Source organism: Streptomyces sp. LBL (assembly GCF_029893585.1).
Lineage (GTDB): Bacteria > Actinomycetota > Actinomycetes > Streptomycetales > Streptomycetaceae > Streptomyces.
Genome location: NZ_JARXYX010000027.1, coordinates 122217 through 138653 on the forward strand (window position 1 = coordinate 122217; position 16437 = coordinate 138653).

Annotated in this window: 13 protein-coding genes and 1 pseudogene; 11 read left to right on the forward strand and 3 right to left on the reverse strand. The window is 71.6% G+C overall.

Annotated elements, in window-relative coordinates:
• Positions 1-81 precede the first annotated feature (81 nt).
• Positions 82-627 (reverse strand): cysteine dioxygenase family protein, encoded by a 546-nt coding sequence (locus M2271_RS29370; protein ID WP_280890385.1) that lies wholly within the window; start codon positions 625-627, stop codon positions 82-84.
• Between the two features lie 745 nt (positions 628-1372).
• Here M2271_RS29370 and M2271_RS29375 point away from each other — a divergent pair.
• The 3 genes from M2271_RS29375 (at position 1373) to M2271_RS29385 (ending at position 7039) form a co-directional block, all read left to right on the forward strand.
• On the forward strand, positions 1373-1636 hold the full coding sequence (locus tag M2271_RS29375; protein ID WP_010034659.1) for a WhiB family transcriptional regulator: 264 nt from the start codon (positions 1373-1375) through the stop codon (positions 1634-1636).
• A gap of 193 nt (positions 1637-1829) precedes the next feature.
• Positions 1830-5543 (forward strand): glycosyltransferase, encoded by a 3714-nt coding sequence (locus tag M2271_RS29380; RefSeq protein ID WP_280890386.1) that lies wholly within the window; start codon positions 1830-1832, stop codon positions 5541-5543.
• The gene (locus M2271_RS29385; RefSeq protein ID WP_280890387.1) at positions 5540-7039 is read left to right on the forward strand and encodes a DUF5719 family protein; all 1500 of its coding nucleotides are present in this window, start codon (positions 5540-5542) and stop codon (positions 7037-7039) included. Before M2271_RS29380 ends, M2271_RS29385 begins: the two co-directional genes overlap by 4 nt.
• A gap of 23 nt (positions 7040-7062) precedes the next feature.
• On the opposite strand, the gene M2271_RS29390 is transcribed toward M2271_RS29385, so the two are convergent.
• Positions 7063-7512 carry a metallopeptidase family protein gene (locus M2271_RS29390; RefSeq protein WP_280890408.1) on the reverse strand — a complete coding sequence of 150 codons (450 nt, stop codon included), beginning with the start codon at positions 7510-7512 and terminating at the stop codon, positions 7063-7065.
• Positions 7513-7857: 345 nt separating this feature from the next.
• Between M2271_RS29390 and M2271_RS29395 the strand changes: the two genes are divergently transcribed.
• The 7 genes and pseudogenes from M2271_RS29395 (at position 7858) to M2271_RS29425 (ending at position 13934) form a co-directional block, all read left to right on the forward strand.
• Positions 7858-8232, forward strand: a complete 375-nt coding sequence (locus M2271_RS29395; protein ID WP_280890388.1) for a DUF3499 domain-containing protein — start codon at positions 7858-7860, stop codon at positions 8230-8232.
• 76 nt (positions 8233-8308) lie between these two features.
• Positions 8309-8494 (forward strand): annotated as a pseudogene (locus tag M2271_RS29400) (hypothetical protein); the annotation flags it as partial.
• Positions 8495-8573: 79 nt separating this feature from the next.
• Complete coding sequence (locus M2271_RS29405; protein ID WP_280890389.1) at positions 8574-9938, forward strand: phosphomannomutase/phosphoglucomutase; 1365 nt, start codon at positions 8574-8576, stop codon at positions 9936-9938.
• Positions 9939-10206: 268 nt separating this feature from the next.
• Positions 10207-10377 carry a Trm112 family protein gene (locus M2271_RS29410; protein ID WP_007382472.1) on the forward strand — a complete coding sequence of 57 codons (171 nt, stop codon included), beginning with the start codon at positions 10207-10209 and terminating at the stop codon, positions 10375-10377.
• Positions 10378-10441: 64 nt separating this feature from the next.
• Positions 10442-11575 (forward strand): SIS domain-containing protein, encoded by a 1134-nt coding sequence (locus M2271_RS29415; protein ID WP_280890390.1) that lies wholly within the window; start codon positions 10442-10444, stop codon positions 11573-11575.
• 77 nt (positions 11576-11652) lie between these two features.
• Positions 11653-12810, forward strand: coding sequence for a mannose-6-phosphate isomerase, class I (gene manA / locus M2271_RS29420; RefSeq protein WP_280890391.1), 1158 nt, complete (start codon positions 11653-11655; stop codon positions 12808-12810).
• A gap of 143 nt (positions 12811-12953) precedes the next feature.
• On the forward strand, positions 12954-13934 hold the full coding sequence (locus tag M2271_RS29425) for a cation diffusion facilitator family transporter (protein WP_280890392.1): 981 nt from the start codon (positions 12954-12956) through the stop codon (positions 13932-13934).
• Between the two features lie 70 nt (positions 13935-14004).
• Here the strand turns inward: M2271_RS29425 and M2271_RS29430 are convergent, their stop codons facing one another.
• Positions 14005-14322 (reverse strand): S26 family signal peptidase, encoded by a 318-nt coding sequence (locus M2271_RS29430; RefSeq protein WP_280890393.1) that lies wholly within the window; start codon positions 14320-14322, stop codon positions 14005-14007.
• Between the two features lie 1080 nt (positions 14323-15402).
• Between M2271_RS29430 and M2271_RS29435 the strand changes: the two genes are divergently transcribed.
• Positions 15403-16437: adenosylhomocysteinase (locus M2271_RS29435; protein WP_280890394.1), on the forward strand; the 1035-nt coding region annotated here is incomplete at its 3' end.

The following is a 16437-nucleotide window of genomic DNA, read 5'->3' on the forward strand; positions in this document are numbered from 1 at the left end:
AACGCGGCAGCCGGTCACGCCGTCCGCAACCCGTCAGGCGGTCACGACAACGCGTCCGGTGGTCGCGCCGGCCGGAACGCGTCAGGCGGTCACGATGTCCGCGTCGTCGTGGGGCGCGGGGGCCGTGCAGGCCATGGGGGTCTGTACGGCAGAACGCAGGGGGGACTGGGGGAGCATGGGCATCTCGGTCAGGCCCGGGTAGTAGACGTGCAGGCTCACGGCCGGCTCGAGCGTGTCGTTGATCACCTCGTGCACGTACCCCGGCGCGAAGACCCGCTGCGCACCCTCTCCCCACGCGCGCGTGCCCCGTTCGGTGCGCTCGGTCAGCGTGCCCTCCAGGACGGTCAGAACACCGGAGGAGCGGCCGTGGTCGTGCGGTCCGCTGCCCTGCCCGGGCACCCAGGACAGCAGCCACACCTCGTAGCCGGGTCCGGTACGCAGCCGGTGGTACCAGCGTGTCGTCGCGTCGTACTGGACGAGGTGCTCCCACTGGGAGCGGTCGGCGGCCAGGGAACGGGACAGGCCGACGAACTCGGCGACGGTGGCCGGGTGCTCACGCGGAGCCTGGAGCAGGTGCGGGACTTCGAGGATGTCGCCGGCGATCTGGAGGTCGCTGTCGCTGTTCATGGGGTGGGTGTTCCTCGGCGGAAGAGTGGGGGCTGGCCTGGGTGACGCGTACCGTCCGCCCGGGTCGCGGGCGGGCGAGGGGCCCGGGTGAGGGCTCGACCCTGGTGGGGCTCAAAAGGGACAGCAGCCGAGTCGAGGCGGACTCATGCGCAGCCGGAGCGAGTTCGGCTCAACAGCTGGGACGGCAACAACAGCTACAGCGAGCGTGGGCAGCACCGAGGGACCCGGCCGAGCGGGTCGAGGTGAGTGCCGAGTTCGCGAGCATGCCCACAAGGACATCGGTTCACACCTTCACTGTCAACTCGACGCCCGGCAAGTGGGACGTGTTTCACCTCATCCGGTCCAACTCCACGATGAAAGGTTTGTTCAGGCGCCATCCGGGACACATGGCGACAGCCGGGCGCGCAAGCCCTGTTGCGGTCCTGTGATCCGACTGTGATCCGGTTCGCTTCGGCGTGCGCGTCGGTCGCAACGAGATCGAACTCCTGAGCGTCCTTCTCCGTACAAGTCCGAAGCGCACTGCGCGGCGCGAGGTGTCCTTTCGGGGCTCGTCTGTGTGTCAAGGTTTATGCCGATTTGAACACTTTCTGCTAGGCCTTGGTTCCGCAGAGTGAATAAGGGGCTCAATAGCAGATCTCGGCTTGACTCGCCCGGAGCAGCGCACTTGTAATTTCACTCGTGTCGTTCAGCCGAAATCGGTAACGGCTACATCACGGGGACGCGAGTAGACAGACGAGGGGCGCACATGACCGAGACGGTGCAGCAACTGCTGGTCGACGACGCGGACGAGGAACTCGGCTGGCAGGAGCGCGCGCTGTGCGCCCAGACCGACCCCGAGTCCTTCTTCCCTGAGAAGGGCGGCTCCACCCGCGAGGCCAAGAAGGTCTGCCTCGCCTGTGAGGTCCGCTCCGAGTGCCTCGAATACGCCCTCGCCAACGATGAACGGTTCGGTATCTGGGGCGGTCTGTCCGAACGCGAACGCCGCAGACTGAAGAAGGCCGCCGTCTGAACCGAGGGGCGCGGATCCTCACGTGGGCGCGTCCATCGATGCGTCACGAACGGCCCGTCGCAGGTGGGTTATCCACAGGCGGCGGGCCGCTGTTGTGCACAGCCGATAGTGTGGGCGCTCGTCCGAGACGCCTCGCTGTCCCGCCGGGGCACAGGCGTCCACCGCAGTCCACCGAACCGGGGCCCGTACCTCGATGTCCGTGCACAGCCACACGGCAGCCCAGCAAGAGAGCGCTGCCGCCCCTGAGTTTCCGCGTCATGTGGTGACCGCGGTCCTCGTCTCCCACGACGGCGCCCGCTGGCTGCCCGACGCGCTCGCCGGGCTGCTCAGCCAGGAGCGTCCGGTGCAGTTCGCCATGGGCGCCGACACCGGCAGCGCGGACGATTCCGCCCAGCTGGTCACCGAAGCCCTCGGCGCCGACCACGTGCTGCACCTCGCCCGGCGCACCAGCTTCGGCCAGGCCGTCGAGGAGGCGGGCCGCTCCGCACCCGTCCTCACGCCGGACGAGCTGCCGTACCTGAAGCGGCCGAGCGGCTGGGACCCGGTCACCCGCAGCTGGCGCGACGACGCCTACGACCTGCCGGAACTCCCGCACGGAGAGCCGGTCCAGTGGCTGTGGCTGCTGCACGACGACTGCGCCCCCGAACCGGACGCCCTGGCCCACCTGCTGCGGGTCGTGGACGCCGAGTACGAACAGGGCCGACAGGACGTCGCCGTCGTCGGCCCCAAGCTCCGCGGCTGGTACGACCGCCGACAGCTGCTGGAGGTCGGCGTCACCATCGCCCACTCCGGCCGCCGCTGGACCGGCCTCGACCGTCGCGAACAGGACCAGGGCCAGCACGACCATGTCCGGCCGGTGCTGTCCGTCTCCACCGCCGGCATGCTGATCCGCCGCGACGTCTTCGAGCAGCTCGGCGGCTTCGACCGTCGGCTGCCCCTGATGCGGGACGACGTCGATCTGTGCTGGCGCGCCCACGCGGCCGGCTACCGCGTCCTGACCGCCCCGGAAGCCGTCGTACGCCACGCCGAGGCTGCCTCGCGCGAGCGCCGCGCCGTCGACTGCGCGGGCCGCACCACCGCCTCCCCGCACAAGGTCGACAAGGCCGGCGCGGTCTACACCCTGCTCGTCAACACGCGCGCCGCCCAGCTGCCCTGGGTGATGCTGCGCCTCGCCGTCGGCACCCTGCTGCGGACCGTCGCCTACCTCGTCGGCAAGGTCCCCGGACAGGCCGTCGACGAGATCCGCGGTCTGCTGGGGACCCTGCTGCGGCCCGAGCGGATCCTCGCCGGGCGCCGCAGGCGCGGCAGCCAGGCCGTCGGCAAGGAGGAGATGCGGCCGCTGTTCCCGCCGCCGGGCGCGACGATCCGCGCCACGGTCGAGCAGGCCGCCGCCGACCTCTTCGGCAGCTCCGACCAGGAGGCGGCCTCCGGCGCCGGACGGCACGGCGGTGGGATCGAGTCCGGACCCGGCGGCGACGACGCCGACTTCCTGGAGATCGAACAGTTCGTCCGGGTCAAGCGCATCGCCCGCAAGCCCGGCCCGGTGCTCTTCCTGGTGCTGCTGCTGGTCTCCCTGGTCGCCTGCCGTGCCCTCCTCGGCTCCGGCGCGCTCGCGGGCGGCGCCCTGCTGCCCGCCCCGGCCGACTCCGGTGAGCTGTGGTCGCGCTACCTGGACGCCTGGCACGCGGTGGGCGTCGGCGGCACCCCGTCCGCACCGCCGTACCTCGCGCTCGTCGCGATGCTCGCGTCCCTGCTGTTCGGCTCGACCGGCCTCGCGGTCACGGTCCTGCTGGTCTTCTCGGTCCCGCTGGCCGGCTTCACCGCGTACTTCGCCTCCCGCCCGCTGGTGGAGTCGCGTCTCCTGCGCGCGTGGGCAGCCGTCGTCTACGCCCTCCTGCCCGCCGCCACCGGCGCCCTCGCCGGCGGCCGCCTCGGCACCGCCGTCCTGGCCGTCCTGCTGCCGCTCATCGCGCGCGCGGGCATCGCCGCCAGCGGCCTCGCGAACGACTCCGGCGCGCGCGGCAGTTGGCGCGCCACCTGGGCGTATGCCCTGCTGCTGACCGTCACCACCGCGTTCACGCCGGTCATCTGGCCCGTCGCGCTGGTCCTCGGTATCGGTCTGCTGGCCGTGCGCCGCGCCGAGATCACCGGCTACGGCCCACGTTTCCTGGCCCAGCTCGGCACCCCCTTGCTGATCCTCGCGCCCTGGTCGCTGTCCCTGCTCCCGTTCGGCTTCTTCCAGGAGGCCGGCCTGGAGTACGGCTCCTCGGCGGCCTCCGCCCTCGACCTGCTCGGCATCAGCCCCGGCGGACCCGGCACGGTCAACGGACTGATGCTGATCGGCATCGTCCTGGCCGCTCTCGCCGCGCTGCTGCGCTCGGAGCGGCAGTTCGGCATCTGGACGGCCTGGACCGCAGCCCTCGTCGGTCTGATCTTCGCGGTCCTCTCCAACGCCTCCACCTGGGCCGGCCCCGCCACCCTCGTCTACGGCCTCGCGCTCCTGGCCGCCGCCGTCCTCGGCGCCGACGGGGCACGCGCGCGGGTGGCCGAGCAGAGCTTCGGCTGGCGCCAGCCGGTCGCCGCGTTGATCGCCTTCGCCTCCGCCGCGGGCCCGCTGCTCGTCGCCGCCGGCTGGATGATCGGCGGGGCCGACGGCCCCCTGGAGCGCCGCGACCCCGTGCAGGTGCCCGCGTTCGTCGCCGAGGAGAGCGGCAGCCGCGACCAGGCCCGCACTCTCGTCCTCGACAGCGACTCCGCCTCCCATGTCGGTTACATGCTGGTCCGGGGCTCCGGCGTCCGCCTCGGCGACGCCGAACTCGCCGCGACCGACGGCGAGAACAGCGCGCTCGACAAGGTCGTCGCCAACCTCGTCGCCGGCTCCGGCGCCGACCAGACCGACCAGCTCGGCAAGTTCGCCGTGCGTTACGTCCTCGTCCACAAGGGCGCGCCCCACGACGTCACCCGAGTCCTGGACGCCACGCCCGGTCTGTCCCGGCTCAGCCAACAGGACGGCAGCGGGCTGTGGCGGGTCGACCAGGAGGTCGCGCGCGCCACCGTCGGCACCGGGTCCGGCGCCCCGCAGCCCGTCGCCGCCGGCCCCGTCGAGATCCACACCACGATCCCGTCCGGCGCCGACGGCCGCGTCCTGCGCCTCGCGGACACCACAGCCGAGGGCTGGACGGCCACCCTGGACGGCAAGCCGCTCACCCGCACCACGGTCGACGGCTGGGCGCAGGGCTTCGAACTGCCCGCCTCCGGCGGCAAGCTGGACGTCACCTACGACGCCCCCCTCACCCACACCGGGTGGCTGTGGGCGCAGGGCGCACTCGCCGTCGTCCTCGTCGTGCTGGCCCTGCCCGGCCGTCGCCGTGAAGTGGACGACGACCTCCCCGACGAGCCCGAAGTCTCCGCCCAGCCGATCGCCGGCGAGGGCCGCCGCGCCCGCCGGCTGCGCGCCCAGGCCGAGGCCGAAGAGGACGGCCGGCCCGACGAGTTCCCGCCTCCTCCTGCGGAGGAGGCCCAAGTTCCCGTCCCACAGCAGCAGCCCTACGGCACGGGGGTGCCCCCGGGCGAGGACGGCCGAGGCTGGGGGCAGGACACCCCGAGCTACGCGGGCACGGAGTACGGCGGCTACGGCAACGAGCAGTACCAGGGCGCACCGCAGTACCCGGCGGGCGGCTACGACCAGCAGCCCTACCAGGCGGACCCGTACCAGGGCGGCCAGTACGACCCGTATGCCTACGGCCGGCCCCAACAGGCGCCGTACGACGAGGACTACGGGCAGTACCCGCAGCAGGGTTATGAGCAGGAGTACGACCCGGCGCAGCAGCCGCCCCAGCCCCAGCCGCACCAGCCGCACCCGAACGGCACCGGCAACGAGCAGCGCCCCGACGGGAGTCAGCAGTGAACCGCACCACCCTGTCCCTGATCGCGGGCACCGCGGCGCTCGCCGCCGTCACCGGGTTCGCCGTGCTCGACCCCCCGGCCACCGCCGGAACCCGCACCGCCGAGGCGACCGCCGAACGGCCCGTGGAGCGCACCAGTCTGCTGTGCCCGGCGCCCAGCCTCTCCGACCTCGCGGAGACGTCGTACACGTCCTTCACGCCCGTCACCAAGGGCACTGGGAGCGACGGAAAGGCCGAACTCCTGCCCGCCGCCGAGCAGTCGGCAGACGGCGCGGGCGGCAAGGGCGGTGGCAAGAAGAAGGCCGACAAACCGGTCCTGACGCCGAAGGAGCCCGGCACTCCGGTCACCGGGGACGTGTCAGGCTCCGGCACCCCCGCGCTCCTCGGCACCGCCGAGGGCAAGTTCGCGCCCGGCTGGTCCCTCCAGGAGACCACCGAGGTCGCCGCGGGCACGGGCCGCGGCCTGCAGGGCGTCAACTGCACCGCCCCGGAAACGGAGTTCTGGTTCCCCGGTGCCAGCACGGCCTCCGACCGCACCGACTACGTGCACCTGACCAACCCCGACGACTCCGCCGCCGTCGTAGACCTCGAGGTCTACGGCAAGGACGGAGCCCTGCAGACCACGGCGGGTGAGGACATCACCGTCCGGCCGCACTCCAGCGAACCGATCCTGCTGTCCACGCTCACGGACGAGAAGCAGGAGAACCTCACCGTCCATGTGAACGTCCGCAGCGGGCGCGTGGGCGCGGCCATACAGGCCCTGGACGAACGGCTGGGCGGCGACTGGCTGGCCGCGGCCGCGGACCCGGCGGGCAACCTCGTCCTGCCCGGCATCCCGAAGGACGCCACGGCCGTGCGCCTGGTTGCCTTCACCCCCGGCGACTCCGACGCCGACCTGAAGGTGCGCCTCGCCTCCCCGTCCGGGTCGATCACCCCCGCCGGGAACGAGACGCTGCACGTCAAGGCGGGGAGGACGACCGCCGTCGACCTCGGTGACGTCACCCGCGGCGAGGCCGGCTCCCTGATCCTGACCCCCACCGACCAGTCCGTGCCGGTGGTCGCGGCCGTGCGGGTCATCCGCGGCAAGGGGGACAAGCAGGAGACGGCGTTCATCCCCGCCGCAGCCCCGGTCGGCGCCCGCGCGACGTCCGCCGACAACAGCTCCAAGGGCACCACGCTCGCCCTGACCGCCCCTACCGGCACCGCGAAGGTCAAGGTCACCGCCTCGGCGGGCAGCGGCGGCGGTACGGCGCAGTCGCAGACGTTCACCCTCAAGGCGGGCACCACCCAGCACGTCGAGGCCCCGGTCCCGAGCGGCCTGAAGGGGACGTACGCCCTGACGGTCGAGCCGGTCTCCGGGGGGCCGGTCTACGCGGCCCGCACCCTCGTGGCCACGGGGGACGGCGTCCCGGGCTTCACCATCCAGACCCTCCCGGGCGACCGCGGCACGGTGGCGGTACCGGAGGCGGACGAGGACCTGTCGGTGCTGCAGAAGTAGGCGTCCCTCCCGGGACGTGCGGTTCAGTCCTCCCCGTACCGGGGGTCCACCGTCTCGGGAGTCAGCCCCAACAGCTCGGCCACCTGCTCGACGACGATCTCGTGCACCAGGGCGGCCCGCTCGTCGCGCCCCTTGGTGCGGATCTCCACCGGCCGCCGATAGACGATCACCCGGGCCCGCCGCCCGTCCTGGGCCGGCATCGTGCCGCCCAGGGGTACCGCCTCGTCGTTCCAGGCCTCCCCCGGCCCGTCGATGTGTGGCACTTCGAGCACGAGGAAATCGATGTCGGCGAGCTGCGGCCAGCGCCGCTCCAGCCGTTCCACGGAGTCCTGCACCAGATCCGCGAACGCCTCCGCACGGCTCGCGGCGATCGGCACCTGCGGCGGCGCGATCGGGCCGCGCATGCCCCGTCCGTGGCGATCACGACGGCGGGGCCCGGGGGCGGCGGCGCGGGGCGTTGCGGGGTTGTCCATCACCGGTGAAGCGTAGTCCCCGCCGGGCCCGCGTGCCCGACCCCCACGCGGCCCGCGCGGACGGCACGCGTCGATCCCGTACGCCATGTCGCCAGTTGACCATTCCAGCCAAGGTTGGGCTCGATTCCGTATCTCTACGAGACCGTTGATCTCAAGGCGATTGACGGGGTTTGTACCGAGTGGTGACCGGGCCCCAAACCGCCCACCCCCTCGGTGACGGGTATCGGTGCAGTTCAGAGCGCTGGGACCGGAGAGGCGTGTGGGGCGTTTCACAGCACGACACGGTGGAGCGGCCCGGGGGAGATTCGTCGCGGCCCGCTCAAGAGTGCGGTACCGTCCAACGTCGTGAGCCCTGTACGTCGCTGTTCGCGAACCGCTTGCGGCCGTCCCGCCGTCGCGACACTGACATACGTCTATGCCGACTCGACCGCGGTCCTCGGCCCGCTCGCCACCTACGCCGAACCCCACTGCTACGACCTGTGCGCCGAGCACTCCTCTCGCCTCACCGCCCCACGCGGCTGGGAGGTCGTCCGCCTCCTCGACGCCTCGGCCCCGGCCCGGCCCAGCGGCGACGATCTGGAAGCGCTTGCCGACGCGGTGCGCGAGGCGGCCCGCCCTCAGGAGCGCGCGGCCGAGGCCGGCGGCGGGGGTCGCCGGGCGGATCCGATGGAGGTCGCGCGCCGCGGCCACCTGCGGGTGCTGCGCTCGCCGGACAACTGAGCCGGGCCCACCCGCCCCTTTGAACGGCGCACATTTGAACGGCGCACACTCGTGGACGTGCCGTTGGCGCGGACACGACCATCGGCCGCGGGGTCTGCGGGAGACCTGGGTGCCCGCCCGGCTGCGCGGAACCGCCTTCGCCGTGGCCCAGTTCGCCGCCTCGAACCACCTCTCCGCGCAACTCGCCGACATCGGGGCCGCCTTGGCGGGCGTGGGTGCCCTGGTCGCCGTACCGCACGCGCGCACGCGACGGCTCGACGACCACTCGGCAACCGCACGGCGCACTGTCAGTCGGTACGGGTACTTTGGGGCGACCTACAGGACTTTCGGAAGGGCAGGCCGTGGCTGCTGATCTCTCACAGCTCGTGAAGGCGTACGACGTGCGCGGGGTCGTCCCGGACCAGTGGGACGAGTCGCTGGCCGAACTCTTCGGTGCCGCGTTCGTCCAGGTGACCGGCGCGAGGGCGATCGTGATCGGGCACGACATGCGGCCGTCGTCCCCGGGCCTGTCGCGAGCCTTCGCGCGCGGGGCGACCGCCCGCGGTGTGGACGTCACCGAGATCGGCCTGTGTTCGACCGACCAGCTGTACTACGCCTCCGGCGCACTGAACCTGCCGGGCGCGATGTTCACGGCCTCGCACAACCCCGCCCAGTACAACGGCATCAAGATGTGCCGCGCGGGCGCCGCCCCGGTCGGTCAGGACACAGGCCTCGCCGAGGTCCGCGAACTGGTCGAGGGATGGAGCGAGTCGGGCGCCCCCGAGCCGGTCGCGACCCCGGGAACGATCAAACGGCAGGACACCCTGGGGGACTACGCGGCCCACCTCCGTTCCCTCGTCGACCTGACCTCCGTCCGCCCCCTCAAGGTCGTTGTCGACGCGGGCAACGGCATGGGCGGCCACACCGTCCCGACGGTCTTCGCGGGCCTGCCGCTGGACGTCGTCCCGATGTACTTCGAACTCGACGGCACGTTCCCGAACCACGAGGCCAATCCCCTCGACCCGGCGAACATCGTCGACCTCCAGAATCGCGTCCGCGCGGAGGGCGCCGACCTGGGCATCGCCTTCGACGGCGACGCCGACCGCTGCTTCGTCGTCGACGAACACGGCGACCCGGTCTCCCCGTCCGCCATCACCGCCCTGGTCGCTTCCCGTGAACTCGCCCGGCACGGCGGCAAGGGCATGATCATCCACAACCTGATCACGTCCTGGTCGGTGCCGGAGGTCGTCAAGGAGCAGGGCGGCACCCCGGTGCGTACGCGCGTGGGCCACTCCTTCATCAAGGCCGAGATGGCGAGGTCCGGCGCGATCTTCGGCGGAGAGCACTCCGCCCACTACTACTTCAAGGACTTCTGGAACGCCGACACGGGCATGCTGGCCGCCCTGCACGTCCTCTCGGCCCTGGGCGGCCAGGACGGCCCCCTCTCGGCCCTGGTGGCGCAGTACGACCGCTACGTGGGCTCCGGCGAGATCAACTCCACGGTGGCCGACCAGCGGGCCCGCCTCGCGGTGATCCGCTCGACGTACGAGAACGCCCAGGGCGTCGAACTGGACGAGCTGGACGGCCTGACGGTGTCCTCGGCGGACTGGTGGTTCAACGTCCGTCCCTCCAACACGGAACCGCTGCTGCGGCTGAACGCGGAGGCGAGGGACGAGCCGACGATGACGAAGGTGCGGGACGAGGTGCTGGGGATCATCCGGGGCTGAGGTGTGGGGATCATCCGGGGCTGAGGCGTGGGGATCATCCGGGGCTGCGGCGCGGGGCCGCTCGGGGCTCCGCCGCGGGGGCCGCTGTGGCTTGGCGCAGCTGCTGGCAGTCGTGCCGATGGGACGACGGGGGCCTTTGCCGTTGGGGCGATGGTGCGAAGGGGATCCCCCTTGAACTCAGGCCCGGCCCGGCCCGACCCCGCCACCGTCCCCCTTGCGGCGGTACCCTGACCAGGCCACATCAGTGCCGCCCCCGAAGGGAACCCCCATGCCGCTCGAAGCCGGCCTCCTGGAGATCCTCGCCTGCCCGGCGTGCCACGCACCCCTCAAGGAGCAGGACACCGAGCTGATCTGCACCGGCCAGGACTGCGGCCTGGCCTACCCGGTCCGCGACGGCATCCCCGTCCTCCTCGTCGACGAGGCCCGCCGCCCCGCGTAAGCGACCACCCGGCGACCCGGAGACCCGCGCATCCGACGAACACGGCGACCGGAGGCTGCCGCTCATGCTCGACGAATCGCTGCTCGACACCCCCGACGCGCTCTCAGGGGCCGACCATCGCGGCCTGCTCCGCGGCGCCGCGGAGGCCGGCGCTCGCGTCCGCACGGCCGCCCGGCTCGCCGCCGAGGCCGGGGTGTCCGACCTCAAGCCGGACGGCCGCCCGCGCGCCGTCCTGATCGCCGGCCCCGGCGCCGCCGCCACCTGTGCCGCCGACCTCCTCGGCACGCTCGCCGGCCCGGGCAGCCCGGTCACCCGCCTGGCACCCACCGGCGTCGCCCCCGCCGCGGGCGCCCTGCGCTGGGAACTGCCCGGCTGGGCCGGCTCTGTGGACCTGCTGCTGATCGCCACCCCCGACGGCACCGAGCCGGGCCTTTCCCTGCTCGCCGAAGCGGCCTACCGACGCGGCTGCACGGTCGTCGCCGTGGCCCCCGCCCGTACGCCCCTCACCGAGGCGGTGGACGGCGCCCACGGCCTCTTCGTACCGATGGCGACCGCCCCGTACGACGAGTCGGACGGACAGGTCCTCACCGCGTCCGCCCCCGGCGTGCTGTGGGCGCTGCTCACCCCGCTGCTCGCGATCCTGGACCGCACCGGGCTGCTCACCGCCCCGCCGGCCGCCCTCGAGAAGGTCGCCGACCGACTCGACCGGGTCGCCGAGCGCTGCGGGCCCGCCATCGTGACCTACAGCAACCCGGCCAAGACGCTGGCCGCCGAACTGGCCGACACCCTCCCCGTGATCTGGACCGAGGGCACCTCAGCGGGCCCCGCCGGACGCCGGTTCGCCGCCGCCCTCGCCGAGCTGTCCGGAACCCCGGCAGTCGTCGCCGAGCTGCCCGAGGCGCTCGCCGCGCACAGCGCCCTGCTCGCGGGTCGGCTGGCCGCCGGCGCCGACCCCGACGACTTCTTCCGCGACCGGGTGGAGGAGCGACCTGTCCTGCACGCGCGCGTGGTGCTGCTCCGCGACCGCCCGATCGGCGGCCTCACCGCCGCCCCCACCGCCCGTGACCTGGCCCTCAGTCGCGACACGCCGATCAGCGAGCTGGAGCCGGAGTCCGGCGGCGAACTGGAGACCCTCGCGGAACTGATCGCCATGACGGATTTCGCCGCCGTTTACCTGGCGCTCGCCTCAGGGGCCTGACCTTGCCCAGGACGCCCTGACCGTCGTACGCCCGGCGCTCCCCGTCGTACGCACCAAGAACCGGCAGAAAGAACCCCATGGACCGCCTCGACAACACGATCCGCCCCTACGCCTGGGGTTCGACCACCGCGATCCCTCAGCTGCTCGGCATCGAGCCGAGCGGCGAACCGCAGGCGGAGATGTGGATGGGCGCCCACCCGGGCGCGCCCTCCCGCACCGAGCGCGGCACGCTCGTCGAGGTCATCGAGGCCGATCCGGAGCGGGAGTTGGGTGCACCGGCCGTCGCCAGGTTCGGCCCGCGCCTGCCCTTCCTGCTCAAGATCCTCGCCGCCGGCGCCCCCCTCTCCCTCCAAGTGCACCCCGACCTGGACCAGGCCAAGGAGGGGTACGAGGACGAGGAGCACCGGAACATCCCGGTCGACGCCCCGCACCGCAACTACAAGGACGCCAACCACAAGCCCGAACTCATCTGTGCGCTCACCGAGTTCGACGGACTGTGCGGCTTCCGCGACCCGGCGGAAACCGCCGATCTCCTCGACGGCCTCGGTGTCGAGGCCCTCAAGCCGTACGTCGACCTGCTGCACGCCCGCCCCGAGGACGCGGCCCTGCGGGAGGTCCTCACCGCGATCCTGACCGCAGACCCGGACGAGATGACCCGCATGGTCACCGCGGCCACGGCCGCCTGCAGCCGCCTCGGTGGCGCCTACGCCCCGTACGCCGACATCGCCCACCACTACCCGGGCGACCCCGGCGTCATCGCCGCCATGCTCCTCAACCACGTCCGACTCCAGCCCGGGGAGGCCCTGTTCCTCGGCGCCGGTATCCCGCACGCGTACCTGAACGGCCTCGGCGTGGAGATCATGGCGAACTCCGACAACGTCCTGCGCTGCGGCCTGACCCCCAAGCACGTCGACGTCCCCGAACTCCTGCGCATCGTCCGCTTCGAGCCGAGCGACCCCGGCGTCCTGCGCCCCGAGGCGTCCCCCGACGGCGAGGAGGTCTACGAGACCCCCATCGACGAGTTCCGGCTGTCGAGGTACGTCCTTCCCGAGTCCGAGGCCGAGGGCGCCCACGACCTCACCCGAGCGACCCCGCAGATCCTGCTCTGCACGGCCGGATCAGTACGGGCGGGGGAATACGAACTGACTCCCGGGCAATCCGTGTTCGTACCGGCGGACGCGAAGGCCGAGGTGTCCGGGGTGGGCACGCTCTTCCGAGCCACCGTGATGGTATGACCGCCCCTGTGGATACCTGACGCGTCGGTGTCGCGCCGGGCTGCAAGAATGGCCCACGGCAAAGGACCGGCAAAGGCCGGGTCCTTGGACGACCCTCCTGGGGCGCCCGCGTACGTACGACGGCGAAGGGACAACGCGAACACATGAGCGCGTCAGGCGGTACCAAGGCGATCGTGGCGGCACTCGGCGCCAACCTCGCGATCGCGGCATCGAAGTTCGCGGCGTTCGCGTTCAGCGGCTCGTCGTCGATGCTCGCCGAGGGCGTCCACTCGCTCGCCGACTCCGGCAACCAGTTCCTGCTGCTGCTCGGTGGCAAGAAGTCCCAACGCGAAGCCACCCCGCAACACCCCTTCGGCTACGGCCGCGAACGCTACATCTACGCCTTCCTCGTCTCCATCGTCCTCTTCTCGGTCGGCGGCATGTTCGCCATCTACGAGGGCTACGAGAAGATCAAGGAGCCGCACGAGATCGAGCACTGGTACTGGCCGGTGGGCGTCCTGATCTTCGCGATCATCGCAGAGGGCTTCTCCTTCCGTACGGCCATCAAGGAGGCCAACCCGCTGCGCGGAACCCTCTCCTGGAAGGAGTTCGTGCGCCGCGCCAAGGCCCCCGAACTCCCGGTCGTCCTTCTGGAGGACTTCGGCGCGCTCGTCGGTCTGGTCCTCGCTCTCGGTGGCGTGGGCCTGGCCCTGCTCACCGGCGACGGCGTCTGGGACGGCATCGGCACCCTCTGCATCGGCATCCTGCTCATCGTGATCGCACTCGTGCTGGCCGCCGAGACCAAGTCCCTGCTGCTCGGCGAATCCGCGGGCCCCGAACAGATCAAGAAGATCGAGACCGCCATCGTCGACGGCGACACCGTCACCGGCATCATCCACATGCGCACGCTCCACCTCGGCCCCGAGGAACTCCTGGTCGCCGCCAAGATCGCCGTCCAGCACGACGACACCGCCGCCGAGGTGGCCTCCGCCATCAACGCCGCTGAGGCCCGCATCCGCGAGGCCGTCCCGATCGCCCGCGTGATCTACCTCGAACCCGACATCTACACCGAGGCCGAGGCCGCCAAGGGCCCCGATCGCGAAGCCACCCCCGGAGGACCGGCGCCGCACCCCGCCGGACACTGATCCCCGGCAGCGGATTGCGTACGGCGACGGGGCTCGCCGGGCGTTCGACGGCCCCCCGTCCCGTCCGCTCTCACACCTGTGTCGGCCACGGCGGCTGCACGGCGACCGGCTTCTGCCGCCGCAGGGCCAGGGCGGCGATCCCCAGGCCGAAGCCGGTGAGGGCGACCAGGATCCCGACCAACGCGACGGCGCCGAGCAGCACCGGCACGGTGTCGTCGTCCGTCACCCGGCCGTGCACCGAGCCGACCGGTACCGTGCCGCTGTGGTCGTCGGCGAAGGACCGGGAGTCCCGCGAGTTCAGCCGGTGATCGCCGAGCAGGAACAACCGGCCCTCCGGCACCTTCACGTCGTACGGCTGGTGCAACCCGTCGGCAATGCCGTCCGCCACATACCGCTCCTCGAGCGGCTTCCCATTGACGATCAGCCGCTCCCGCGCGCCCTCGCCCTACAGCACACGAGGTGATCGCCGCCCACGCCGATGACGCGTTTCATGACGGGGCTGTCGAAGTCGTAGCGCTCGGGCGCCTGAAGAGCACAACGTCGGCGCGGCGCACCTGAGTCCCGTCGACGCGTTCGTAGACGAGCTGCTGACCCTCCGTGTACGTCGGTGCCATCCTGCCGCTCCGCACAGTGCTCCCGTGATACCCCGTCCACAGAGCCACCACGGGCCCGATCACCAGCAACAGCCCCAGCGGTCCCAGAACCCCTGCGGCCACCCCCAGCTTCCGTGCCTTGCTCACCACGGCTCCCTCGCCACGCGGAACTCCCGCAGTCGCAGAGAGTATCGGCTGCCTGCGAGCCGCCTGAGCCGCCTGAGCCGCCTGAGCCGCCTGAGCCGCCTGAGCCGCCTGAGCCGCCTGAGCCGCCTGAGCCGCCTGAGCCGCCTGAGCCGGCCCGCGCTTTCCTTCGGACCCGGGCTCACCCCCTGATGGAGCTCGCTCAGCGCTTCGATGACCGCCGCTTCGGTTTCGGCCGCCGACGGCCGCTTCCGGAATCCGTGATCCTCAGCTTCCGCGACAGCAACGCCAGGCCCCGCAGACGCTCGTCGCCCACTGTGCGATGCCGGTCGGACGCAGAGTCAACCCGAACGCCTCCACGCTGTCCCGGACGTCCCACAAGATCGATCAGATACTCCGATATCCAAGCTTCCACACCTTTGTAACGCTCTGCCCGCTCTTGTTTCGTCCTCCGTCCCTTGCTCGCCGGTCTCCTGACGTAATGGCGCGATGTGTTCGGAGGCGGACTGGGGATGCCCCGGTCCACCGGTGTAGCTTGGGTGGGAGCCAGACGTCGCTGCTGATGGCGGTCGGGCGGTCCCACCGCGGACCGACCGAGGGAGAGAGGGCCTCCGACGGACTGCGCTGCGCACACGCGGGCATGCCTGTGTCCTCCTTCGGGGCACCCCTGTGTCCGCCGCCGCGCAGACCAGCCCTACCCACCTCGCCCCAACCCCCGAGGAGCAGCTCGAATGACGACTGTCGACAACCGACAGGACTTCAAGGTCGCCGATCTCTCTCTGGCCGAGTTCGGCCGCAAGGAGATCACTCTCGCCGAGCATGAGATGCCGGGTCTGATGGTGATCCGCAAGGAGTACGCCGCAGCGCAGCCCCTGGCGGGGGCGCGTGTCACCGGCTCCCTGCACATGACTGTGCAGACCGCGGTCCTGATCGAGACTTTGGCCGCTTTGGGTGCCGAGGTCCGCTGGGCCTCGTGCAACATCTTCTCCACCCAGGACCATGCGGCGGCGGCGGTCGCTGTGGGCCCGGAGGGTACGCCCGACGACCCGCGGGGCGTTCCGGTCTTCGCCTGGAAGGGTGAGACGCTTCAGGAGTACTGGTGGTGCACGGAGCAGGCGTTGACCTGGCCGAACACTCCCACCGGTGGGCCGAACATGATCCTGGACGACGGGGGTGACGCCACTCTCCTGGTCCATAGGGGTGTCGAGTACGAGAAGGACGGCAAGGTCCCGGACGTCGGGACGGCCGAGAACGAGGAGCACCGGGTCATCCTCGATCTCCTGCACCGCACCATCACGGACGGTTCGCAGAAGTGGACCCGGCTGGCCTCGGAGATCCGTGGGGTGACGGAGGAGACCACGACGGGGGTCCACCGCCTGTACGAGATGCACCGTGACGGCAGCCTGCTGTTCCCGGCGATCAACGTCAACGACGCGGTGACCAAGTCGAAGTTCGACAACAAGTATGGTTGCCGGCACTCCTTGATCGACGGTATCAACCGTGCCACGGACGTCCTGATCGGCGGCAAGACCGCGGTCGTCTTCGGTTACGGCGATGTGGGCAAGGGCTGTGCGGAGTCCCTGCGGGGGCAGGGCGCGCGGGTGATCGTCACGGAGATCGATCCGATCTGCGCGCTGCAGGCGGCGATGGACGGTTACCAGGTGGCGACCTTGGACGACGTCGTGGACAAGGCGGACATCTTCGTCACGACGACGGGTAACAAGGACATCATCATGGCCTCGGACATGGCCCGGATGAAGCACCAG

What these genes read in the sequence shown, in the direction of transcription:
- M2271_RS29370 (WP_280890385.1), bottom strand. Translation starts at nt 627, where the DNA reads ATGAACAGCGACAGCGACCTCCAGATCGCCGGCGACATCCTCGAAGTC.
- M2271_RS29375 (WP_010034659.1), top strand. Translation starts at nt 1,373, where the DNA reads ATGACCGAGACGGTGCAGCAACTGCTGGTCGACGACGCGGACGAGGAA.
- M2271_RS29380 (WP_280890386.1), top strand. Translation starts at nt 1,830, where the DNA reads ATGTCCGTGCACAGCCACACGGCAGCCCAGCAAGAGAGCGCTGCCGCC.
- M2271_RS29390 (WP_280890408.1), bottom strand. Translation starts at nt 7,512, where the DNA reads ATGGACAACCCCGCAACGCCCCGCGCCGCCGCCCCCGGGCCCCGCCGT.
- M2271_RS29410 (WP_007382472.1), top strand. Translation starts at nt 10,207, where the DNA reads ATGCCGCTCGAAGCCGGCCTCCTGGAGATCCTCGCCTGCCCGGCGTGC.
- M2271_RS29415 (WP_280890390.1), top strand. Translation starts at nt 10,442, where the DNA reads ATGCTCGACGAATCGCTGCTCGACACCCCCGACGCGCTCTCAGGGGCC.
- manA (WP_280890391.1), top strand. Translation starts at nt 11,653, where the DNA reads ATGGACCGCCTCGACAACACGATCCGCCCCTACGCCTGGGGTTCGACC.
- M2271_RS29425 (WP_280890392.1), top strand. Translation starts at nt 12,954, where the DNA reads ATGAGCGCGTCAGGCGGTACCAAGGCGATCGTGGCGGCACTCGGCGCC.